20 protein-coding genes and 1 tRNA gene are annotated in these 21,110 nt (G+C 66.0%); 7 read left to right on the top strand and 14 right to left on the bottom strand.

Annotated elements, in window-relative coordinates; genetic code table 11:
* Positions 1-9: 9 nt before the first annotated feature.
* Together AC0KTM_RS24885 and crgA are read right to left on the bottom strand one after the other, a co-directional pair.
* Positions 10-435, bottom strand: coding sequence for a PH domain-containing protein (locus tag AC0KTM_RS24885; protein ID WP_225329888.1), 426 nt, complete (start codon positions 433-435; stop codon positions 10-12).
* A 155-nt stretch (positions 436-590) separates the two neighbouring features.
* On the bottom strand, positions 591-872 hold the full coding sequence (gene crgA / locus AC0KTM_RS24890; protein WP_225329889.1) for a cell division protein CrgA: 282 nt from the start codon (positions 870-872) through the stop codon (positions 591-593).
* Positions 873-1,001: 129 nt separating this feature from the next.
* On the opposite strand from crgA, the gene AC0KTM_RS24895 reads away from it, so the two are divergent.
* Both AC0KTM_RS24895 and AC0KTM_RS24900 read left to right on the top strand, forming a co-directional pair.
* Positions 1,002-1,745: a DUF881 domain-containing protein gene (locus AC0KTM_RS24895; protein ID WP_238955276.1), complete on the top strand. Its 744-nt coding sequence runs from the start codon at positions 1,002-1,004 to the stop codon at positions 1,743-1,745.
* Positions 1,746-1,793: 48 nt separating this feature from the next.
* A complete protein-coding gene (locus AC0KTM_RS24900) occupies positions 1,794-2,480 on the top strand; it encodes an aminodeoxychorismate/anthranilate synthase component II (protein WP_472416967.1) in 687 nt (228 codons plus the stop codon).
* Here the strand turns inward: AC0KTM_RS24900 and pknB are convergent.
* The 7 genes from pknB to AC0KTM_RS24935 form a co-directional block, all read right to left on the bottom strand.
* Positions 2,458-4,338, bottom strand: coding sequence for a Stk1 family PASTA domain-containing Ser/Thr kinase (gene pknB, locus AC0KTM_RS24905; protein WP_225329892.1), 1,881 nt, complete (start codon positions 4,336-4,338; stop codon positions 2,458-2,460). The genes AC0KTM_RS24900 and pknB overlap by 23 nt on opposite strands.
* Positions 4,335-5,615 carry a serine/threonine-protein kinase gene (locus tag AC0KTM_RS24910; protein ID WP_472416969.1) on the bottom strand — a complete coding sequence of 427 codons (1,281 nt, stop codon included), beginning with the start codon at positions 5,613-5,615 and terminating at the stop codon, positions 4,335-4,337. The genes pknB and AC0KTM_RS24910 overlap by 4 nt, the downstream gene beginning before the upstream one ends.
* Positions 5,612-7,090 carry a D,D-transpeptidase PbpA gene (gene pbpA, locus AC0KTM_RS24915; RefSeq protein WP_225330560.1) on the bottom strand — a complete coding sequence of 493 codons (1,479 nt, stop codon included), beginning with the start codon at positions 7,088-7,090 and terminating at the stop codon, positions 5,612-5,614. Before pbpA ends, AC0KTM_RS24910 begins: the two co-directional genes overlap by 4 nt.
* A complete protein-coding gene (locus AC0KTM_RS24920; protein ID WP_225330559.1) occupies positions 7,087-8,496 on the bottom strand; it encodes an FtsW/RodA/SpoVE family cell cycle protein in 1,410 nt (469 codons plus the stop codon). The genes pbpA and AC0KTM_RS24920 overlap by 4 nt, the downstream gene beginning before the upstream one ends.
* Complete coding sequence (locus tag AC0KTM_RS24925; RefSeq protein WP_225330558.1) at positions 8,493-10,004, bottom strand: PP2C family protein-serine/threonine phosphatase; 1,512 nt, start codon at positions 10,002-10,004, stop codon at positions 8,493-8,495. Before AC0KTM_RS24925 ends, AC0KTM_RS24920 begins: the two co-directional genes overlap by 4 nt.
* A 64-nt stretch (positions 10,005-10,068) precedes the next feature.
* Positions 10,069-10,536 carry an FHA domain-containing protein FhaB/FipA gene (locus tag AC0KTM_RS24930; protein WP_007771646.1) on the bottom strand — a complete coding sequence of 156 codons (468 nt, stop codon included), beginning with the start codon at positions 10,534-10,536 and terminating at the stop codon, positions 10,069-10,071.
* Positions 10,537-10,660: 124 nt separating this feature from the next.
* On the bottom strand, positions 10,661-12,280 hold the full coding sequence (locus AC0KTM_RS24935) for a DUF3662 and FHA domain-containing protein (RefSeq protein WP_238955279.1): 1,620 nt from the start codon (positions 12,278-12,280) through the stop codon (positions 10,661-10,663).
* A gap of 254 nt (positions 12,281-12,534) precedes the next feature.
* Between AC0KTM_RS24935 and AC0KTM_RS24940 the strand changes: the two genes are divergently transcribed.
* A tRNA-Leu gene (locus AC0KTM_RS24940) sits at positions 12,535-12,617 on the top strand.
* Positions 12,618-12,692: 75 nt separating this feature from the next.
* On the opposite strand, the gene AC0KTM_RS24945 is transcribed toward AC0KTM_RS24940, so the two are convergent.
* Together AC0KTM_RS24945 and AC0KTM_RS24950 are read right to left on the bottom strand one after the other, a co-directional pair.
* Positions 12,693-13,052, bottom strand: a complete 360-nt coding sequence (locus AC0KTM_RS24945; protein ID WP_238955324.1) for a nuclear transport factor 2 family protein — start codon at positions 13,050-13,052, stop codon at positions 12,693-12,695.
* A 64-nt stretch (positions 13,053-13,116) separates the two neighbouring features.
* On the bottom strand, positions 13,117-13,575 hold the full coding sequence (locus AC0KTM_RS24950; RefSeq protein WP_238957245.1) for a DinB family protein: 459 nt from the start codon (positions 13,573-13,575) through the stop codon (positions 13,117-13,119).
* A 261-nt stretch (positions 13,576-13,836) separates the two neighbouring features.
* On the opposite strand from AC0KTM_RS24950, the gene AC0KTM_RS24955 reads away from it, so the two are divergent.
* From AC0KTM_RS24955 to AC0KTM_RS24970, 4 genes are all read left to right on the top strand, one after another.
* Positions 13,837-14,100 (top strand): acyl carrier protein, encoded by a 264-nt coding sequence (locus tag AC0KTM_RS24955; RefSeq protein WP_238955326.1) that lies wholly within the window; start codon positions 13,837-13,839, stop codon positions 14,098-14,100.
* Positions 14,097-15,659 (top strand): long-chain-fatty acid--ACP ligase MbtM, encoded by a 1,563-nt coding sequence (gene mbtM / locus AC0KTM_RS24960; protein ID WP_472416971.1) that lies wholly within the window; start codon positions 14,097-14,099, stop codon positions 15,657-15,659. The genes AC0KTM_RS24955 and mbtM overlap by 4 nt, the downstream gene beginning before the upstream one ends.
* Positions 15,660-15,928: 269 nt before the next feature.
* Positions 15,929-17,785 carry a putative alpha/beta hydrolase gene (locus tag AC0KTM_RS24965; protein WP_238955330.1) on the top strand — a complete coding sequence of 619 codons (1,857 nt, stop codon included), beginning with the start codon at positions 15,929-15,931 and terminating at the stop codon, positions 17,783-17,785.
* Between the two features lie 2 nt (positions 17,786-17,787).
* Positions 17,788-18,222, top strand: a complete 435-nt coding sequence (locus AC0KTM_RS24970) for a hypothetical protein (RefSeq protein ID WP_225329735.1) — start codon at positions 17,788-17,790, stop codon at positions 18,220-18,222.
* Between the two features lie 68 nt (positions 18,223-18,290).
* Here the strand turns inward: AC0KTM_RS24970 and AC0KTM_RS24975 are convergent, their stop codons facing one another.
* The 3 genes from AC0KTM_RS24975 to AC0KTM_RS24985 all read right to left on the bottom strand — a co-directional run bounded on the left by AC0KTM_RS24975 (position 18,291) and on the right by AC0KTM_RS24985 (position 21,046).
* Positions 18,291-18,620, bottom strand: a complete 330-nt coding sequence (locus AC0KTM_RS24975) for a GNAT family N-acetyltransferase (protein ID WP_225329734.1) — start codon at positions 18,618-18,620, stop codon at positions 18,291-18,293.
* Positions 18,607-19,602, bottom strand: coding sequence for a pirin family protein (locus AC0KTM_RS24980; protein ID WP_225329733.1), 996 nt, complete (start codon positions 19,600-19,602; stop codon positions 18,607-18,609). The genes AC0KTM_RS24975 and AC0KTM_RS24980 overlap by 14 nt, the downstream gene beginning before the upstream one ends.
* 61 nt (positions 19,603-19,663) lie before the next feature.
* Entirely contained in the window at positions 19,664-21,046 is a 1,383-nt protein-coding gene (locus AC0KTM_RS24985) for an acyl-CoA dehydrogenase family protein (RefSeq protein WP_472416972.1), read from the bottom strand.
* Positions 21,047-21,110: the final 64 nt, after the last annotated feature.

Genomic DNA, 21,110 nt, shown 5'->3' on the forward strand with positions numbered 1-21,110 from the left:
CGGGGCCGTTCAGGGCTGCGAACGGCCCGCGTAGCCGGCCGCGGTGAGCGCGTCGAGCACGTCCAGCGGGTCGGTCCCGAGGTCCCAGCGGGAGAACAGGACGAGGTCGCCGTCGGCCGCTTCGACCTCCAGTAACCGCACCCTGCGTCCGTAGCGGCGGAACTCGATGATGCGGATGATCTTGATGTCGGATTGCTGCAATAGCTGCGTCCGGAACCAGCCGCGCAGCGCCAGGCCGTCGGGCGTGATTGCCAGCTTGGGGCGCGCGCGCCAAGACATTCCCGCAAACAAGATCAGACCCACTGCGGCAACGCCCGCCAGAACGCGCCCCGGCAGGTCTGTGATCAGGGTCACAGCGGCGATAGCCATCAGAACGCCTACGGCTCCACAACCTGCGATTCCGGCCGGGTGCGGCTCCCATTGTGTTTGCTGCATGCGGTCCTTAGCCCCTCCCACCACTGCCGATGCAGTTATCCACAATCTCTATCAACAGTGGGGATAAATCACACGCGTGTGATTGGGTGGTCAGAAAGTTGCTGGCGCAGTGACAAATCAGCCCAAAAATGAATTCATTACGTCGGCCGTGCCGCTCAGTGCCAGCGCATCGTGAGCAACAAACCGGTGATCATGAAAGCGAACGCGATGGCGTAGTTCCAGGGGCCCAGTTGCGCCATCCAATTGAGGGCCGTCGGTGCCTGGGTTCCGACCGCGGCCAACTGGAACACCATCAGCCAGACGAGACCGATCAGCATGAGGCCGATGAACAGCGCGACGAACCACACGCTCGACGGTCCGACCTTGACCTTCACCGGGGTGCGGCTGACCGCGCTGACGGTGAAGTCGTTCTTCTTACGGACCTTGGACTTGGGCATGATTACCTCGCGGATTACCTCAACAACACGGTGAGCGGGACGGGGTGCAACGATGGACACGGCAGCTGCACCCATAGCTTGGCTACGAGACTAACGCACCTGGGACGGTGACCAGGAAAGGGAGACTCGATGATCCAGACGCGCCAGTCGCCATGGCGCTTCGGCGTCCCGGTGGTGTGCGTGCTGGCCGGATTGCTGCTCGCCGCCACGCACGGGGTTTCCGGCGGCGCCGAGATCCGCCGCAGCGACGCCCCGCGGCTGGTGGACCTGGTCCGTGATACCCAGTCGTCGGTGAACCGGCTCAACGCCGAACGTGAGGAATTGGCGAAGAAAATCGACGCGGCGCACGGGCGCTCGTCGGACGCCGCGCTGGCCGCGATGTTGCGGCGCTCCGCGGAGCTCGCCGGCCAGGCGGATATGAGCCCCGTGCACGGCCCGGGCCTGGTGGTCACCCTCGAGGACGCGCAGCGCGACGCCAACGGCCGGTTCCCGCGCGACGCGTCACCCGACGACCTGGTGGTGCACCAGCAAGACATCCAGGCCGTGCTCAACGCGTTGTGGAGCGCGGGCGCCGAGGCCATTCAGATGCAGGACCAACGGCTCATCGCCACCTCAGTGCCCCGCTGCGTGGGCAATACCCTTCTGCTCAACGGGCGCACCTACAGCCCGCCGTACACGATCACCGCGATCGGTAACTCCGCAGCCATGCAAGCCGCGCTCGCCGCCGCTCCCCTGGTGACGCTCTACAAGCAGTACGTGGTCCGGTTCGGGCTCGGCTACCGCGAAGACGTCAAGTCCGACGTGCAGGCCGTCGGTCACTCCGAGCCCGACCGGCTGCATTTCGCGCAGCCCAACGGCCCCATTGGCTATTGAGGCCCACTGACCAGCAGAGCGCGTACCACCGGGCGGTAACCTGGCACGATGCGGATCCTGGTTGTCGACAACTACGACAGCTTCGTGTTCAACCTGGTGCAGTACCTCGGGCAGCTGGGTGTGGACGCGGACGTCTGGCGCAATGACGACGCCCGGCTCTCCGACGAGACCGCGGCCGCCCGGCAGTTCGACGGCGTGCTGCTCAGTCCGGGGCCGGGCACCCCGGAGCGCGCGGGCGCTTCCATCGGGATGGTTCGCGCGTGTGCCGCCGAGAAGACTCCGCTGCTCGGGGTCTGCCTGGGGCACCAAGCCATCGGCGTCGCATTCGGCGCCACCGTCGACCGCGCCCCCGAACTGCTGCACGGCAAGACCAGCCGCGTCCACCACACCAATGTCGGTGTGTTGCAAGGACTTCCGGATCCCTTCACGGCGACCCGCTACCACTCGCTGACCATCCTGCCCGAGTCGCTGCCGCCGGTGCTCGAGGTCACCGCCCGCACCGACAGCGGTGTGATCATGGGGGTGCGCCACGCCGACTTGCCCATTCACGGGGTGCAGTTCCATCCGGAGTCGATCCTGACCGAGGGCGGCCATCGCATGCTGGCGAACTGGCTGGCCGTGTGCGGGTTGGTGCGCGATGACACGCTGATACGCCGACTCGAGAACGACGTGCACGCCGCGGTGCGGCCGTATTTCCCGGCCGACCCGGCGGCTACTGACCGAACTTCAGCGTGATGATCCCGTCCCGGTTCACCCCGGCGCCGGCCGGCGGGTTCTGATACACGACGCGGTGGGACTGGGAGCCGCCGGCGTCGACGTCGGCGCCCTTGTCCAGGATGCCCGTCCAGCCCAGCGCCCGTAGCCGCGGCTCGGCGTCCGTCCAGAACATGCCGGACAGGTCGGGCATGACGAACTGATTGCCCTTGGACACCTGCAGCTCGATGACCGAGTCCACCGGAATCATCTGTCCCTTGGGCGGATTGGTCCCGATCACCTCACCGGCCGGCCGGGGGCTGTCCACCTGCACCTGGGTCACCTTGCTGAAGCCGTAGACGGTGAGGTTCCGCTGCGCGATGTCCACGGTCTGGCCCGCGATGTCGGGAACCTGCTTGGTCTCCGGCCCGGAGCCGACGATGACGGTGATGACGTTGGTGATCGCCGACGTCTGGTTGGCCGGCGGGTTGGTCCCGATCACCTTGCCCAGCAGCTCCGGCGTCGACGGCGAATTGGCCTGCTTGAACTTGGTGAATCCCGCGGCTTTGAGCTTGCTGACCGCGTCGGAGTAACTCAACGAGGAAACGTCGGGCACCTCGCGTTGCTCCGGGCCGGTGGAGACGTTGACGGTGATCTCGTCGCCGGCGCTGATCGAGGCGTTGGCGCCGGGGTCGGTGCCGATGACGTGGTCGGGCGGGATGATCGAATCCGGCTTTTGCAGCGTGCGCGTTTTGAAGCCGCGGTTTTGCAGCGCCGCGATGGCATCGGCGGACACCTGCCCGCGCACGTCGGGCACCTGAACGTCACGGGCACCGCCGCCGAAGGTGTTGAACGCGATGACCACCACGATCGTCAGGACGGCCAGCGCGGCCACCGCGACGATCCAGCGACCGACCGAACCGACGGTGCGGTCCTCACCGGCGTCGGCGAGAACCTGGCGAGGCAGCGGATCGGTCCGGGGCGGGCCCGCGCTGCCGGGGCTCGACGACAGCAACGAGGACCGGTCGGCGTCGGTGAAAACCTTGGGTGCTTCGGGCTTCTCGCCGTTGTGCACCCGCACCAGATCGGCGCGCATCTCCGCCGCGGTCTGATAGCGGTTTTCCGGATTCTTGGCCAGCGCCTTGAGCACGACGGCGTCGAGGTCGGGCGAGATGCCTTCGTGGCGTTGCGACGGCGGGACCGGGTCCTCGCGAACATGTTGGTAGGCAACCGCGACCGGCGAGTCTCCGACGAAAGGTGGTTCGCCCGTGAGGATTTCGTAAAGAACGCAGCCCAGCGAGTACACATCGGAACGGGCGTCGACGGCGTCGCCGCGGGCCTGCTCGGGCGAGAGGTACTGCGCGGTTCCGATCACCGCGGCCGTCTGGGTGACGCTGTTGCCGCTGTCGGCGATCGCGCGGGCGATGCCGAAATCCATCACCTTGACCGCGTTGGTGGTGCTGATCATGATGTTGGCCGGCTTGACGTCGCGGTGGATGATGCCGTTCTGATGACTGAAGTTCAGCGCCTGGCACGCGTCGGCGATGATCTCGATCGCCCGCCGCGGCGGCAGCGGCCCGTCGGTGTGCACGATGTCGCGCAGGGTGACGCCGTCGACGTATTCCATGACGATGTAGGGCAGCGGCCCGGTGGGCGTCTCGGCCTCGCCCGTGTCGTAGACCGCGACGATGGACGGGTGATTCAGCGCGGCGGCGTTTTGCGCCTCGCGCCGGAAGCGTAGGTAGAAACTGGGGTCGCGGGCCAGATCCGCGCGCAGCACCTTGACCGCGACATCGCGATGCAAGCGGAGGTCGCGGGCCAGGTGAACCTCGGACATCCCCCCGAAGCCGAGGATCTCGCCCAGCTCATAACGGTCGGACAGGTGCTGCGGGGTGGTCACGGCGATGCCCCGTGTCGCGGCGGTCCGCTACGGAATCCCGACATTCCTATCGTGCCGTCGTCCGGCCAATCGAGCCGCATGCCCGGGCGCGCCGCGGATCCGCTCGGGGTGTTGGACGGCGGCGGCGCCGACGCCGGCGGTGTGCCGGTGTCGGTGACCGTCGGGGGCTGTTGCTGCTGATCCCCGCGGGAATTGATGACGATGAGAACCGCGATGATGATCGCCAGCGCGCCGAGGACCCCGGCGGCCCACAGCAGCGCGCGCTGCCCCGACGAGAAGGTGCGCCGGGCCGGCGGCGGGCGGTGCCCGCCGGTGTTCGGACGGGATCGGCGCGGCGCGGCGGTGCGGGGCGACACCGCGGCCGCCCGGGTCGTCGGGCTGGACGGAATCGCCGCCGGCGACGCCCGGCCCGGAGGCAGTGACTGGCTGGGGCGGGGCGGTCGGCGACCGGCGCGCACCGCGGCCACGGCGTCGGCGAACGGTCCCCCGCTGCGGTAACGCATCGCCGGGTTCTTGACCAGCGTGATCTCGATGAGTTCGCGCACATTGGGCGGCAGCTCCGCGGGCAGCGGCGGCGGAGGTTCCTTGATGTGTTTCATCGCCACCGTCAATGCGCCGTCACCGGTGAACGGCCGCTTGCCCGAAACAACCTCGTAGCCAACAACTCCCAGCGAGTACACGTCGCTGGACGGGGTGGCGTCGTGTCCAAGGGCCTGTTCGGGCGCGATGTATTGGGCGGTGCCCATCACCATGCCGGTCTGGGTCACCGGTGCGGCGTCGACGGCCTTGGCGATGCCGAAGTCGGTGATCTTCACCTGGCCGGTCGGGGTGATCAAGATGTTGCCCGGCTTGACGTCGCGGTGGACCAAACCGGCGGCGTGCGCGACCTGCAGCGCGCGACCGGTCTGCTCGAGCATGTCCAGGGCGTGCCGCAGCGACAGCCGGCCGGTGCGTTTGAGCACAGAGTTCAGCGGCTCGCCGTTGACCAGTTCCATCACCAGGTAGGCGGTGCGGCCCTCCCCGTCCAGCTGGCTCTCGCCGTAGTCGTGGACCGCCGCGATCCCGGGGTGGTTGAGCATCGCCGTGGTCCGCGCCTCAGCGCGGAAGCGCTCGATGAACTCGGGGTCCTGGGAGAACTCCTGCTTGAGCACCTTGACCGCGACGCGCCGGCCCAGGCGGCTGTCTACCGCCTCCCAGACCTGACCCATGCCGCCGGTGGCGATCAGGCGCTGCAGGCGGTATCTGCCAGACAGCGTCACACCAACTCGCGGGCTCATGGTCCTCCCTGTAGCGCGGCCTGGATCACAGCCCGTCCGATCGGCGCGGCGAGTGCACCCCCCGTCGCGGACAGGCGGTCGGCGCCATTCTCCACCAAGACCGCCACGGCGACCTTCGGGGTCTGTGCGGGCGCGAAAGCGATGTACCAGGCGTGCGGCGGTGTGTGCCGCGGATCGGTCCCATGCTCTGCGGTACCCGTCTTGGATGCGATCTGCACGCCGGGAATGGCCCCTTTCTGCTGTGCGACCTTCTCGGCGCCGACCATCAGCTCTGTTAGCTTAGCGGCGACCTGCGGCGACACCGAGCGCCGCTGCTCATAAGGTGCCGTGGTGCTGATCGTGGTCAGGTCCGGTCCCTTGAGGCTGTCGATCAGGTAGGGCTGCATCGTCACCCCGCCGTTCGCGATGGTCGCGGCGATCTCGGCGTTCTGCAGGGGCGTCATCGCGACATCCTTCTGGCCGATGCTCGTCATGCCCAGGGCCGCGGCGTCCGGGATGATCCCGATGGTCGACTCGGCGACCTGAAGCGGGATGACGCTCGGGGTGCTGTCCAGGCCGAATGAGCGCGCCATGCTGCGCAGCGCGTCGGATCCGGTCAGGAGGCCGAGTTGGACGAACGCGGTGTTGCAGGACAGGGCGAAGGCCTGCTGCAGGGACACGGTCGGCTCGTTGCCACACGCCTGTCCACCGTAGTTCTCCAAGGTTGCGGTGCTGTTGGGCAGCGGAATGGAGGGCGCGGCGGTCAGCTGCTCGGTGTCGGAGGCGCCCGCCTGCAGCGCGGCCGCGGTGGTGATGACCTTGAAGGTGGAGCCGGGTGGGTAGGTCTCCGAGATGGCTCGGTTGGTCATCGGGTTGTTGGGATCGTCGCGCAGCCGCTGCCAGGCCTTGGCCTGCACGTCGGGATCGTGCGACGACAACAGGTTGGGGTCGTAGGACGGTGACGACACCATCGCCAAGATCTTTCCGGTGGACGGTTCGAGGGCGACGACGGCGCCCTTGCACGGCGGACCGCCGCAGCCCTGCTGCATCCCGTCCCAGGCGGCCTGCTGGACTCGCGGCTTGATCGTGGTGTCGACGTTGGCCCCGCGCGGGTCGCGGCCGGTGAAGAAGTCGGCCAGCCGGCGCCCGAACAGCCGCTCGTCGGAGCCGTTCAACAGCGGGTCCTCGGCCCGTTCCAGTCCGGTGCTGGAATAACGCAACGAGTAGAACCCGGTGACCGGCGCGTACGTCGCGGGGTTGGGGTAGACGCGCAGGAAGCGGAAGCGGTTGTCGGTGGCGACGGAGTAGGCCAACAGCTGTCCGCCCGCCACGATCTGGCCGCGCTGGCGCGAATACTCGTCGAGCAGGACGCGCTGATTGCGCGGGTCGGCGCGCAGCGAGTCCGCGGCGAAGACCTGCGTCATCGTGGCGTTGATCAACAGCAGCACGATCAACGCCATCACGGTCACCGAGATCCGGCGCAGGGAGGCGTTCATACTTTCTCGATCACCTCGGTGCCGGCCGCCGCGATCGGCGGCTCGTGGCGCGCGGCGGTGCGCAAGGGACGACGGGCGCTGTGCGAGATCCGCGCCAAGATGGCCAACAGGACATAGTTCGCCAGCAACGACGAACCGCCGTAAGACATCCACGGGGTGGTCAACCCGGTCAACGGAATGAGTTGCGTTACCCCGCCGACGACGATGAACAGCTGCAGGGCCAGCGTCGACGCCAGGCCCGCCGCCAGCAGCTTGCCGAAGCTATCCCGGGTGGCGATCGCCGTCCGCATGCCCCGCACGATGACGATGGTGTAGAGCATCAGGATGCTCGCCAGGCCCACCAATCCCAGTTCTTCGCCGAACGCCGCGATGATGAAGTCGGTCGACGCGGCGGGCACGGTGTCGGGCTGACCGTTGCCGAGCCCGGTGCCGAAAATCCCCCCGGTGGCAAAGCTGAAGAGCGACTGCACAATCTGATAGCCACTGCCGTCGGGGTCCGAGAACGGGTCCCACCACATCTGCACCCGCACCCGGACGTGGCTGAAAATGTAGTACGCGACAACGCTTCCCGCGGCGAACAGCACCAGGCCGATCCCCACCCAGCTGAAGCGTTGGGTGGCGAGGTAGACCACCACCAAAAATGACGTGTACAGCAATAGCGAAGTGCCAAGGTCCTTTTCGAAGGCCATCACGCCGACCGAGATCACCCAGGCCGCCAGCAGGGGCGCGAGGTCACGGGGGCGGGGCAGCGTCAGACCCATGAAGTGCTTGCCGACGCTGGTGAACAGGCCGCGTTTGGCGATCAGCACCGCGGAGAAGAAGATCAGGAGCAGAATCTTGGAGAACTCGGCGGGCTGAATTGAGAAGCCGGGCAAGCGAATCCAGATCTTGGCGCCGTTTTGTTCGGACAGCGATGCCGGCAACAGGGCGGGAATCACCAAAAAGATCAGGCCGACGAGCCCGCAGATGTAGCCGTAGCGCGCCAGCTGGCGATGGTCTTTCAAGAAGGTGACCACCAATGCAAAGGTCACCACACCGACCAGGGTCCACAACATCTGCTGGGTCGCGCTGGGGTGGTGGCGGCCGCTGAGTTGATTGGTGACCAGATCCAGCCGGTGAATCATCACCAACCCAAGTCCGTTGAGTAATGCCACGATTGGCAGCAGCAGCGGATCGGTATACGGCGCGAAGCGCCGGATGGCCATGTGCGCCGACCCGAACACGACGAGAAACACCAGCCCGTAGTTGATCGCGTCCCAGTGCAGATCGCGGGTTTGATTGGCCTCCACTATCAGCAGCGCGGCGACGGTGATCAGCGAGGCGAAGCCCAGCAGCAACAACTCGGCATTGCGCCGGGTAGGAAGAGGAGGCGTGACCGCGACCGGTGGCTGAAGCTGTGTTGTCATGCCACCGTCCGGCAATCGATGCCCGGTTGGGGTGGGGGCCCGGGGAGCGCGGTCACCGTTTGCGACGTGGTCGTCGGACCTGCCGGTGATGAATTCGCGGGGCCGTTGGAGGCGCTCGTGCTGGGTGGGGGGCTGGCGCTGGTGGAACTGGTGGGTGGTGATGGCGATGCGGTGGCGCTGGGCTGGGGAGTTCCGCCGCCGGTGGACGGGGATCCGGGCGGCGGCGAGGTGGCGCGCGGTGGCGGACAGATCGGCAGCAGGTATTCGGCCAGCAATTGGCGCAGCTGCGATTCCGCTTGGTCCAAGCTGCCGCCCGGCAGCCCGGTTTGGACCTGGACCTGTCCGGGCCGGCGCAGATCCTGCAGGGTCATCAGCTGGCAAGTGGAGTGGCCGCCGGATTGCCCATAGCTGACCAGGGACAGCTCGTTGCGCGCGTTGAGGCAGCCGACCAGGTAAGGCCGTTGCAACGGAACGCCCAGCAGCGTCCCCTGGATCCCCCGGACGATGGAGACCCTGCCGTTGTATTCGGCGACGTAATAGTTGCGCTGGATGACCCACCACCCGACGGTGAGGCCCGCGATGACCAGCAGTACGGCCAAGGCGGCGACGACGGCCATCCGTCGACGGGACCACCGCGGCCGATGCGTCGTTTCCGGTTGCGGCGCAACACGTTTGGCGGACTCTTCGCGCGGCCTGATAGCCGAGGCGCGCCCGGCCGAGGTGTTGGGCAGCGTCATCTGATCCTCGTCGCCCGACACCGCGCCGGCCAGAATCGGCTGGGTTTGCCCGTAGTCGTAGTCGACAACGTCGGCGACCACGACGGTGACGTTGTCCGGCCCGCCGCCGCGCAGCGCCAACTCGATGAGGCGATAGGCGGCCTCGGCGACGTCGGGAATCTGCAACGCCTCGAGGATGGTCTCGTCGCTCACCGGATCCGAAAGCCCGTCGGAGCACAGCAGGTAGCGATCGCCGGCGCGCGCTTCTCGCATGGTCAGCGTCGGCTCGACCTCGTGGCCGGTGAGCGCCCGCATGATCAACGATCGCTGCGGATGGCTGTGTGCCTCCTCCCGGGTGATCCGGCCCTCGTCGACCAAGGTCTGGACGAACGTGTCGTCCTTGGTGATCTGGCTCAGTTCGCCGTCGCGCAGCAGGTAACCGCGCGAATCGCCGATGTGCACCAACCCAATTCGGTCGCCCGCGAACAGGATCGCGGTAAGGGTGGTGCCCATCCCTTCGAGTTCGGGCTCCGCCTCCACCTGCGCGGCGATGGCGGCGTTGCCGGAGCGCACCGCGTTGTCGAGCTTGGCCAACAGGTCGCCGCCCGGCTCGTCGTCATCGAGGTGCGCCAGCGCGGCGATCACCAACTGGGACGCCACCTCGCCGGCTGCATGACCGCCCATGCCGTCGGCCAGAGCCAGCAGCCGGGCGCCGGCATAGACCGAATCTTCGTTGTTGGAGCGCACCAGCCCGCGGTCACTCCGGGCGGCGTATCGCAGGACCAGGGTCACGGGCGCCACTCCTCGATCCCGGCTGGAAAATCGGCCAAGCCGGGACCATTGTCATTGGCGCGGGTCACGGGCGTAACTCGATCGCCGTTTTACCGATTCGAATTGGCGTTCCTATCGGGACTCGTACCGCAGTCGTCACTTTCGCCCTGTCAAGGTAAGTACCGTTGGTCGATCCTAGATCTTCGACGTACCACTCCGAGCCGCGCTGAGATAGCCGGGCGTGCCGGGTTGAGGCGTAGTCGTCGGTGAGCACCAGGGTGGAGTCGTCAGCTCGTCCGATCAATACCGGTTGACCGCTGAGGGTGATGCGCCCACCCGCCAGCGCGCCTTCGGTCACCACCAGGTAGCGGGCCGCGTGCCGGCGCTGGCGCGAAGGCAGCAGGGTACTGCGCAGCGCCAAACCCCGACGCACCATCACGGCACCGGTCGGCGCATAGATATCGGTCCGCAGGATTCGCAGCACGGACCAGATGAATACCCAGAGCAACATCAAAAATCCGGCGCGCGTCAGCTGCAGTACCAATCCCTGCATCTGGCGTCCTTTCCGTCCTAGCGTCGTGTCCCCGGCGCCCGTGACTCCGAGCACATCGGCTACGTCACGATACTTGGACGGTGGTCGACACGGGGCGAAGCACGGCAGCGTTGAGCCCAGCGACTTAGTGGATTCGGACGATGATTTCCGAATGGCCCAAACGGATGACGTCGCCGTCGGCCAACTGCCACTCCTGGACCGGCGCGTTGTTCACGGTGGTGCCGTTGGTGGAGTTCAGGTCCGACAGCAGCGCGACCTGCCCATCCCAGCGGATCTCCAGGTGACGCCGTGACACGCCGGTATCGGGCAACCGGAACTGGGCGTCTTGCCCGCGGCCCACGATGTTGGAGCCCTCGCGCAGCTGATAGGTGCGGCCGCTGCCGTCGTCGAGCTGAAGGGTGATCGTGGTGCCCGCGGCGCCGTAGCCGCCCTGACCGTATCCGCCGTACCCGGCCTGTTGACCGTAGTCGGCGGGCTGGCCGTACTCCGCCTGCTGGCCGTAGTCGGGCTGCTGGCCGTAGTCGTACTCGGGGCTGGCGGCTTCGGGGTATCCCCCGGCCTGGCCGCCGTACGTCGCACCCTGCGCGTGCTCGCCGTACTGGGTGTATTCGGAGGAGCCGTAGTCCTGGCGGCCGTATCCGCCGCCCTGCTGGTAGCCCTGGTCATACCCAGCGCCCTGCTCGGGGTAGGCGGGACGTTGTTCCGGTGGCGCATAGCCGCCCTCATCCTGGCGCGCCGGCCCGCGACCGTAGTCGCCGTATCCGCCGCCGTAGCCCTGGGGGCCACCGCCGGGTGGGCCATAGCCGCCGCCCTGGCGATAGCCCTGGTCGTAACCTTGGCCGCCGCCGTACCCGGTGGGCGCGGGCGGGCGCTGCTCATACGACTGCGGGTAGCCGCCCTGCCCCTGGTCGGGGTAGCCGCGCTGGTCCTGGTAACCCTGCTGAGGCGGGTAGCCGCCCTGTCCCTGGTCGGGGTAACCGCCCTGGCCCTGGTAACCGCCCTGGTCTGGGTATCCCTGCGGGGGCGGATAGCCGCCTTGTTCCGGGTAGGCGCCCTGCTCGGGGTAGCCGCCCTGCTCGGGTTGGCGCGGCGGCGGATATCCCTGCTGAGGTGGGTAGCCGCCCTGCTCAGGCGGATATCCCCCCCGCGGGTCGGGCGCACCCTGCGGGTCCGGGCCACCGCGCGCGTCGTCCTGGGGACGCCGGTAGCGGTCGTCGTAGTACTCGTCGCCGGGCCGGCCGGGCCCCTGATCCCCGCGGTAGCTCGAGTTGTCAGTCATTGGTGCTACTCCTCGTTCATCGCCGAACGCGTTATTTGATTGTGGCCGGACGGCGTCTTCGACCGTCGGGCGGGGCTGGACATCGGGGTTGACAGCACCACGGGCGCGGTACTGGCCGGTACGCAGGTTCGACGACTGCTCGAACCGGACGACCACCTCACCATACGTTTGCCACCCCTGTTCGTGGATGTAGTCAGCCAAGTACCTCGCGAATGAGCTCGACGTGAGATCCGGATCGGCGCTCACCTTTCCGAAGTCGTGCATACCGAGGGTAATGATGTATTCGTTGGGGGCCAAAAGGCGATTTCCGTGAAGCTTCTGAACTCCGTCGCGAGCCTCGCGGCATAACAGGGCTTCTACCTCTTGCGGGACGATTGATCCGCCGAACACGCGGGCGAAAGCATTGTCCACCGTCGCTTCGAGCTTGCGCTCGATCCGCGCGGCCAGCCCCCGTTGGCTACTCATGTCCTACCGTTCGCCTGCACTTGCCAGAAGGTATTGCCGGTGCGCGGCAAACGAATCACCTGCGTGCTGGTTCACTCCCGCATGCTAGCGGGACATCGCGACGGTGCGGGACTCTCGAAATCGTGAGAACTGCGTCCCTGCAGCTCAGATGGGTGCACGCGGTCAGGCCCAGGGCGCCGGAAGGCTTCGAGGCCCGCTTCGGCGGTTCGGGAATCGGGCCATTACAGTGGTATGGTCCATCGGTTGTTTTTCCCGGGCGAGTGGCGGAATGGCAGACGCGCTGGCTTCAGGTGCCAGTGTCCTTCGGGACGTGGGGGTTCAAGTCCCCCTTCGCCCACATTGAGCGGTGCTACGAAAAGTCACGACCTCGCAAGGGGTCGTGACTTTCGTGTTTTGGGAGACCGATTAAGCGCTATGAGCCGGCGCTGCGATATGTCCCGTGGCCCTCGACGATCACGTCGTCTTCGAAGACCAAGACCTCGTTGACGAGATCGCCGTTCTGGTTGCGGTAGGTGATGACGATCGTGTTGACGCCTTGGTAGACGCCTTCGACGGTGAAATGGAGATCCGGAATGCGTTCGAGGGCGGCTATCCAGTACCGACGTAGCGCCGCCTTGCCGCGGACCACTCCCTGTGTTTCCGGCAGGAGCTTGGCGGCCACGGGCGAGGTGAACACCACGTCGTCATGGAAGTCGTCGAGGACGGCGTCGACGTCGTGGGCGTTCCAGCGTTGTGCCCATCGGGTGGAGAACGCGGCCGCGTTGACGTTCATGCCGGCACTGTAGCGCAGAGAAATCCGGTGTACCAGCGACTTTCGTGCGCCGCGCCCGCTCCGGTCACAGCTGGCGGCGAATGTCGAGAAGGTGATGCTGTAGCTCGTGCACGGTGTGTACCGCGACCCAGCGCAGCGACCGTTCGCGGGTTTCCGGATAGTGGTAGAGAACGGTTCGGTCCCAGTCATCGGCGGACAGCCGAGCCAGGACATTGCTGAATAGTGCTGCCGCGTCGGCGAGTTGACGAGCGACCTCAGCCGGGTCCTGTTCGCTGTATCCGTCGTGCTCAGCCCGCTCCTCGCGGCCCATGGACGCACAATCGTGGCCGCTCGTCCGCCGGGCGGCGAGTACCCGTTCGCGCTGCACCAGCAGCACATCGCGCAGATGGCATGCGTACTCCAGCGGTGACCATACGTCGGGACGCGCGCGGGACCGCACCCCAATCTCGTTGTTAGACAGAAGTATAGCAACGTCCGCCGCCGAGGCTCGGATGTCCTGACCGGCGGATGCGGCTCGGCGCAGGTCATACGTAAAACCGCACCCTGCGCAGGGGTCTGTCACAGCACCATCATCTCAGCGGAGAAAACGCGAAGCCGGCCGGCCATCCGCCGCGGATCCGACGGCCCTCAAAGTTGTTGTGCCCGTGCGGCAATCGGCGCACCGGCAAGCCGCAGTTAGCCGGCGGCAGCGGGTAGCCCATTGCGTCGGCCTTGACGGTGAGACAACCCACACAATACCAATGAGGGTAGCCTTACCTAATTCAACCCGGTATGGTCCCGGCACATGGCCTCCTCCAATCAACCTGTGCCCGGCACCGTCGACGATCAGTTGGTCAGCATCCTTCGAGATGACCTGGACCTCAAGTTCGAAACCGTCACTGCCACAACGCGTCTGATAGATGACCTGGGAATGGACTCCGTCGCCTTTGCCGCCGGCCTGGTGGCCATCGAAGAACGGTTCGGCGCGCAATTGAGCGAGGAAGACCTGTTGACCTGCACGACCGTCGGCGACCTGCAGGCCGCGATCGCGGCCGGGGCCGACGCATGAACGTTCTCGCGGCCGCGATGCGCGACGCGATGACGCGGTCGCCGCATGACTTGGTGGTCCTAGACAAAGACGCCGATAGATGGACTGCCCGCCCCTGGCCCGAGGTCCACGGAATGGCCGAAAGCATCGCCACGCATTTACTGCAGCAGGATCACCTTGGCGCCGTGGGACTCGTCGGTGAACCGACCGTTGAGCTGATCGCCGCCATACAGGGCGCGTGGCTGGCGGGTGCCGCCGTCTCGATTCTGCCCCGCCCCAGGCGCGGCGCCGACCTGGCTGAGTGGGCTCGCAGCACCCTGAGCCGCTTCCACGGGATCGGAGTCAGCACGGTATTCAGTCACGGTGCGACGCTGCGGACCCTGCGCGATGCGGAGACGACCCTGTCGGTCAGCAGCCTTGCCGAGGCCGCTCGCACCCCCGCGTCGAATGATCCTCAGAGTCAATCCGATTCGAACGCCGCGATCCTGCAGGGTACTGCCGGATCCACCGGCGACCCCCGAACCGCGGTCTTGTCGCCGGACGCCGTGCTGAACAACATGCGCGGACTCATTCGGCGGCTACAACTCGACGGCGCCGCCGACCGGGCGTGTTCGTGGTTGCCGCTTTACCACGATATGGGTCTGGCATTCCTGTTGACCGCTGTGCTGAGCGGGACGCCGCTTTGGCAGGCGCCGACAGGGGCGTTCTCCGCCGCGCCCCTTCGCTGGGCGGATTGGCTTTCGGCCAGCGCGGCAACATTCACCGCGGGACCCAATTTCGGGTATTCCATGCTCGGCCGCTACTCGGGCCGAGTTTCGGACGTCGACTTGGGAGCGCTGCGGATTGCCATCAATGGAGGCGAACCCGTTGACTGCGAGGGGTTTCAACGATTCGCCGAGGCGATGGCTCCGTTCGGATTGCCGCCGTCCGCCGCTACCCCGGCGTACGGGATGGCCGAGTCAACCTGTGCCGTGACGATGCCCGCCTGCGGGGAGGGGTTGCGCATCGATGAGCGGACGGAATCCGGTACGCGGCAACGGTATGCACTGCTGGGCCACCCCATCCCCGGTATGGAGCTCCGCGTAAGCCCGACGGACCACGGCTCGGATGACCGCCTGGGGGAAGTCGAGATCCGCGGATCATCGATGATGACGAAGTACTTCGGTGACGCGGCCACCGAGACTGATCGCGGTGCGGAGTGGTTCCGCACGGGAGACATTGGCTATCTCGTCGACGGCCAACTGGTCATTTGCGGCCGGTCCAAAGAGATCATCACGATCGCGGGGCGCAACATCTTTCCCACCGAAGTCGAGCAGGTGGCCGCGCAAGTGGATGGGGTGCGCCACGGCGGCGTGGTCGCGGTCGGCTCCAAATCCGGTGCCGCCCAGTCGCGGTTACTCATCGCCGCGGAATTCATGGGTTCGGATCACGATGTGGCCCGTAGCGCTGTGATCAAGCGGGTCATCTCGGTGTGCGGGGTGACTCCGGCCGATGTCGTACTGATGCCGCCCGGATCATTACCCCGTACGTCGTCGGGCAAGCTCAGGCGTCTGGAGGTCCGTAGCCAACTACAGGCCTGAGAGCGAACGCTGTTACGGCGCCACCCGATTCAGGGCGTAGCGCGCCATCCTCCGATTTGGCACGTCGTGTTCGGTTCGCCGAGGACTTCGCAGCGCAGGAACTCGCACCGTCGTCGCACCGTGGTATTGCGGAACCTATTTGATTCGGCCATGAATTGACGAGCGCGTATGCGCCAGTAGCCTTATGAGCTAGCTCAGGAAGGGTTGGAAATGGGCGCAATGCGATCGCAAGGACGATCGCTTATTGCTGCGCGGCCGCGAGCGGTGCTGTGGGACTTCCGTACATAGATGAGCAGGCGCTGATCGCCGAGGCCGGCGGCGACCCGTGGGCGATCAACGCCAGCCTGCAGGCGGGCAGCCCGTTGCAGATTTCCAATCTGGCCGGCGCCTTTCACCGCGCGGGCCGATGCACGGCGGAGGCCGAGAACGCTTTCCAGCAAGCCCGCACCCGCTTCGAGGCCGCCTGGAACCACCATGACGGCGGCGGTCATCCCATCAACGACTCTGACGAAGTTCAGCGCGTCACGAAATCCCTAGGGGCGCAGTCCTTGCAGCTGCCTAAGATCGCCGCGGACCTGGAAAACATCGCCGCGTCGCTAGCCGATGCGCAGAAGGCCGGAGCCGCGCGCATCGCCACCTTAGAAGCCCAGTTGACGAACATCTCGAACATGGTCAGCCAGGCCGTCTCCATCTTGCAAAACGACCACAGCCTCAGCGCCGGGGAAAAGGACGAGCTGCACGCCCTCATCAACACGCTGGAGGACGACGCCCTGCGCGACACCAAGTCCGCGCTCGCCGCGCTGCAGTCAATTCGCAACGGGTACTCCGACGGCCTTCAGAAATCACTGAACAGCCTTCACGCCGAAGGGTACGACGGCGCCCCGCTCCATGGTGCCGATGCTGACGGCGTGGCCCCAGCGTCCCCCGCCCAACAGGCCGCGTTGGCTGACATTCGCCAAGCCACCAACCAGGCCGTTGTGGACCAAATGGCCAAGGTGCGTGCCGCGCAGGAGGCGCTCAGTAAAGCCGCGGCCGACCTGTATACCCATGGCCCGGGTTCGCCGGAAGGCGAGGCGGCCAGCGCCAAACTGCCCAAGCTCAAGGCCGACCTCGCCCGCGCTCTCGACGACCTGGGCAAGATTCCCGACTACAACAGCATTGACCCTGCATCGATAAATGTCGGCCCCGACGGGCATTTCACGTTCACCTATAACGTCAACGGGCAGCCCGTGCAGGCTTACGGCCAGCTCAAGAACGGCACGGGCGAGTTCTTCGACCAAGCCACCGGCACGTACTACACCTTCAACGGCGGCAAATTGACCGGCATGCGCACACCGGATCCCGGGCGAGTGGAAGCGACTTCCGAACCCCTCTTTACGGCCGTAACCCTGGCGGCCGGGGCGCCGGCGCTCAAGGCGGGCGGCGAGGCGGCCTTTCAGGGCCTGAAGATGCTTTTCAGCCGCGAGATGTTGGAGGGTCTGACGGCCGACAACGTGTTCCCCCGCGCACTCGCCGGAGCCGAGGAACACCTCCAAGCCGCAGAACGGAACCTGGCTTCTCATGCCCCGTTACCCGGGGAGCCGGTCCCGGGCACTCACCCTCTCGAGCCGCCCCTGGTGGAGCACACGCCGCCCGCTCCGCACGGCGACGTGCCCGTCGAACATGCGCCGGCCGGACCTCACGTGGGGGCCTTACCTGATAGCCCGGCGCCGGTTGTCATTGATCCAGCGCATCCTGAATTCCACTTGGACAACCCGCTCAACTACATGCCACCCGAGCTGCGAGCAATGTCCGAAGCGCATCTGACCGGCAGCGGGGAAACCGTTCTGGGACCATTTAAACACCCGCTCGGGGGGCCCTCGTACATCGATCTCGCACAGGAGAGGGGCGCAAGCTACTTCGATATCGGCGACGCATGGAACTCGGCCACACCCATTGAGCGACTTGCGGCGAATCAGCATGTGCTCGACATTGCAATCGCAAATCGGGACACTATTAGGTTGTCAACTTCAATCGATAGCATTCTGGATAATACTTATACTGCCGCCGAACTCAGCTACCTGAGGTCGCATGGTTACCAAGTAGTGGACGGCTATACCCTAGTCCCGCCTAAGATCGGAGGTTAGCGGTGAAAACCCTTCTGGAATTTATTGTTCAATATGTCGGCGTTCTTTACCTCAATCCAAAGTACCGGATTACCAATTCATCCAACCGAGGCCTGGCCGACATTGATGCATCGATCTCGTTTACCGGTGAGCAGCTCAGGTGGGACTTAGTCAATGATCGCGGCCTCATCTATTTCGCTGCAGTACCGCTCCTTCAAACAGTCTCCGACGATTGGTTTGGACTAGCATTAATCCGCCAGTACCTAGAAGGGGGCGACGACACGGGAGCAGACGCGCCGATAGATCAGGCCAATTGGTTGTCGACGAACCTGACTCGAGTGGAGGAGTTATTTGCGGATCAGTCGACTGCCGAACGCGTTTGCGAAGAGCTGCTTACCCTGCGCCGGTCTAATTCGTCCAAAAAATGGGGATGGCCGAAACCGGACGAGATCAATTAAGCGCGAAAACTCTAACGTATATCTGCCCAATCGCCGCGCCGCAGACGCCCCCCGGCCATTGAATATTCCTAAGACCGCACCCACTGCGTGATTTCCGGAGTGACCGGGTCCGTGATGTCGTCGAATTCAGGATGCTTCTTGAGCACCGTGCCGATCATCGAGCACACCGGAACAATGCGCTTGCCTTCATCGCGCGCCTCGTTGAGCGCCTCCTCGACAAGGATTGTCGCCAGGCCGCGTCCGCCGTAGGCCGGGTCGATTTCGGTGTGGTAGAAGACGCGTTGGTCGCCGCGGTCGGCGAAATCGGCTAGTCCCACCGTCTTGCCCTCGACGGCGATCGTGTACTTGCCGTCCTCAAGGGTGACAGTGGTTTCCGCGCCGGTCTTATCGGTCGTCATTGGTACGTTCCTTTCTTCGGGGTATCGGTCGAGGCCGCAGCCGAGTGGTCGGCAGCGGCGGGGCGGGCAGCCGGGAAAGCGCTCCCCGGTATCCGTGGACGGCACCGAATCGATCGTCGCCGTCCTCCCACAGTCGGCGGTAGTTGACGATGTCCTCGTGGCTTCGTCCGACGAAGTTCCACCACATCACCAACTCTTCGGCGAACGGCGTGCCGCCGAGCAACAGCAGCCGCGCGGGCCGCTCCCCCACGTTGCGCACATGCAGCTGCCGGTGGCCCGGGCTCAGATACGCCAGGTCGGCGATTGCCAGGGGCGTCCCACCCACCTGAACGACGCCCGAATCACAGAGCACCCCGTGTTCGAAGGCGGCATCGACATCGATGTCCAGTGCCGCACCGGCGTCGAGGTCGAGCTGGGCGCCCAGTAACGGAGTGAATGTCACTGCGGGCGAACGACTCCCGGCCAGCTCGCCGAGGAACACGCGCAGTTCGGCGCCGGGTAGCGAGACCGGCGGGGGCGCATAGTGGGCGAAGCCTCGCTCGGTGTCGCGATGGGAAGCCGGCAGCGCCACCCAAAGCTGCGCGCCGTGCAATAGGGGTTCGGACTCCACCGACACTTCGGAATGGCAGATGCCGGCGCCCGCGGTCATCAGATTCAGCTCGCCGGGCCTAACGGCCGCACGTACGCCGGCGCTGTCGCGGTGCTCCACTTCCCCACTGAACAACCAACTGACCGTCTGTAGTCCCGTATGCGGGTGCGGCGGGACATCCATCCTCGCGGCGACCGGACCGTAGTGGTCGATGAAACACCACGCACCGATCAACGAGCGTCCTCGTTGTGGCAACGTGCGTTGCACCCGTATGGCCCTCGGGCCCCCCAAGGGAACCTCGCGCGGATGCAGCACCTCCACCCCGGGCGAGATGCCCGGGTGTTGCGAAGCGGCGCAGGCGACTTCGGCCGGCGCGGCTTCAAGGTTGCTCATCGTTCACCCTCCGTCGCGGACTCCTCAACGGCGCCGTCATCCGCGACCGTACCCGGCCGACTCACTTGCCCGGGGGCCGCAGCACCTTCATGGCCAGCCGCATGACCGGCTCGGGCACCCGATCCTGCATCGACAGGGCGGTATCGGCGACGCGGGACCGCAACGGCGTACCCCGCCCGAAGACCCGGTTCAGCGGTCCCCCGGACGGCTCGAGGACCACATGCAGCGGCGGGGTGCCCACGGCCGCGCCCAGGGCGTTGGAGATGACCATCCGCTGGATCTCGCTGGTTCCTTCAAAGATGGTGTACAGCTTGGCATCCCGATACCATTTCTCGACCGGGTGATCGGTGATGTAGCCCCAGCCGCCCATGGTTTGAATTGCGCGTTCGGTGGCCTTGACCGCTACCTCGCTGGCGGCCATCTTCGACATCGAGCCCTCCCCTCGTTCGAAGGGAACGTTGTTGGCCGCCATCCAGGAGGCCCGCCAGGTGAGCAGCCGGGCCGCATCGATCTGCGTGGCCAATTCCGCGAGCGGGAACGCGATGCCCTGGTTGTCGATGATGGGCCCGCCGAACGCCTCACGCTCGGTGGCATACGCGGTCGCGTACTCCAACGCCGCACGGGCGATCCCGATGGCTTGGGCGGCGACCATGGGTCGCGTCTGCTCGAAGGTTCCCAACGTCGCTGAACCGGAGCGTTTTCCACCCGCCACAACTTCTCGCGCCTTGGCGAGTTTGTGTTCGAGTTTCTCTTCCCCGCCGAGCAGATTGGCGCGCGGCACGCGCACGCCTTCGAAAAGCAGCTCGGCCGTATGGGACGCCCGACAGCCCAGCTTGTCGAGCTTTCGCAGCAGTTTCAGGCCGGGCGTGCCGCCGGGCACCACGAAGAGCGCCTGACCTCGATGGCCGAGTTCCTCGTCGACTACCGCGTTGACCACGTGCACGTTGGCGATGCCGCCGTTGCCGATCCACATTTTGTGGCCGTCGATGATCCAGTCATCACCGTCGCGGCGGGCACGCGTGCGTAGGTTGCGCACATCGCTGCCGCCCTCGGACTCGGAGATCGCCAGGGCGGCGAGCTTGAGATCGCCTGGGGTGCCGAAACATTCGGGCGCCCACTCCAGCATCTGCTCCGGGGACGCGGCCTGGCCGATCGCTGAGAGCGCCAGGGCGGGCATCACGATGGCCAGGCCGATGCCGGCGCACCCCCAGAACAGTTCCTCCATGAACATAGGCAGGGAGATGCCGGTCGGGTCGCCGATCAGGTCGCGGTAGAACAGCGGGCTGTAGAAACCTTGTTGGGCCGCCTCTTCGAGCACCGGCCAGGGGAACTCCTGGCGTTGGTCGTATTCGAGGGCTACTGGGCGTATTACGGATTCGGCGAACTCATGGGTGCGTCGGGCCAGATCGTGTTGTGCCGCCGTCGGGGTCAGGTCGAACGTCATGGGTGCGCCTTTAAGGTCGACAGACTGGTCTTGCCGACCCCGACTACCCCATTGACTGGTTCAG

This window comes from Mycobacterium sp. NTMscope_Eco_3, from assembly GCF_976985685.1.

Bases quoted from the DNA above. Each gene is read 5' to 3' on its own strand.
- mbtM (WP_472416971.1), top strand. From the start codon at position 14,097: ATGAACGTTCTCGCGGCCGCGATGCGCGACGCGATGACGCGGTCGCCG.
- crgA (WP_225329889.1), bottom strand. From the start codon at position 872: ATGCCCAAGTCCAAGGTCCGTAAGAAGAACGACTTCACCGTCAGCGCG.
- pbpA (WP_225330560.1), bottom strand. From the start codon at position 7,090: ATGAACGCCTCCCTGCGCCGGATCTCGGTGACCGTGATGGCGTTGATC.
- AC0KTM_RS24910 (WP_472416969.1), bottom strand. From the start codon at position 5,615: ATGAGCCCGCGAGTTGGTGTGACGCTGTCTGGCAGATACCGCCTGCAG.
- AC0KTM_RS24985 (WP_472416972.1), bottom strand. From the start codon at position 21,046: ATGACGTTCGACCTGACCCCGACGGCGGCACAACACGATCTGGCCCGA.
- AC0KTM_RS24980 (WP_225329733.1), bottom strand. From the start codon at position 19,602: ATGAGCAACCTTGAAGCCGCGCCGGCCGAAGTCGCCTGCGCCGCTTCG.
- AC0KTM_RS24975 (WP_225329734.1), bottom strand. From the start codon at position 18,620: ATGACGACCGATAAGACCGGCGCGGAAACCACTGTCACCCTTGAGGAC.
- AC0KTM_RS24895 (WP_238955276.1), top strand. From the start codon at position 1,002: ATGATCCAGACGCGCCAGTCGCCATGGCGCTTCGGCGTCCCGGTGGTG.
- AC0KTM_RS24935 (WP_238955279.1), bottom strand. From the start codon at position 12,280: ATGAGTAGCCAACGGGGGCTGGCCGCGCGGATCGAGCGCAAGCTCGAA.
- AC0KTM_RS24945 (WP_238955324.1), bottom strand. From the start codon at position 13,052: ATGAACGTCAACGCGGCCGCGTTCTCCACCCGATGGGCACAACGCTGG.
- AC0KTM_RS24920 (WP_225330559.1), bottom strand. From the start codon at position 8,496: ATGACAACACAGCTTCAGCCACCGGTCGCGGTCACGCCTCCTCTTCCT.
- AC0KTM_RS24930 (WP_007771646.1), bottom strand. From the start codon at position 10,536: ATGCAGGGATTGGTACTGCAGCTGACGCGCGCCGGATTTTTGATGTTG.
- AC0KTM_RS24885 (WP_225329888.1), bottom strand. From the start codon at position 435: ATGCAGCAAACACAATGGGAGCCGCACCCGGCCGGAATCGCAGGTTGT.
- AC0KTM_RS24900 (WP_472416967.1), top strand. From the start codon at position 1,794: ATGCGGATCCTGGTTGTCGACAACTACGACAGCTTCGTGTTCAACCTG.
- AC0KTM_RS24955 (WP_238955326.1), top strand. From the start codon at position 13,837: ATGGCCTCCTCCAATCAACCTGTGCCCGGCACCGTCGACGATCAGTTG.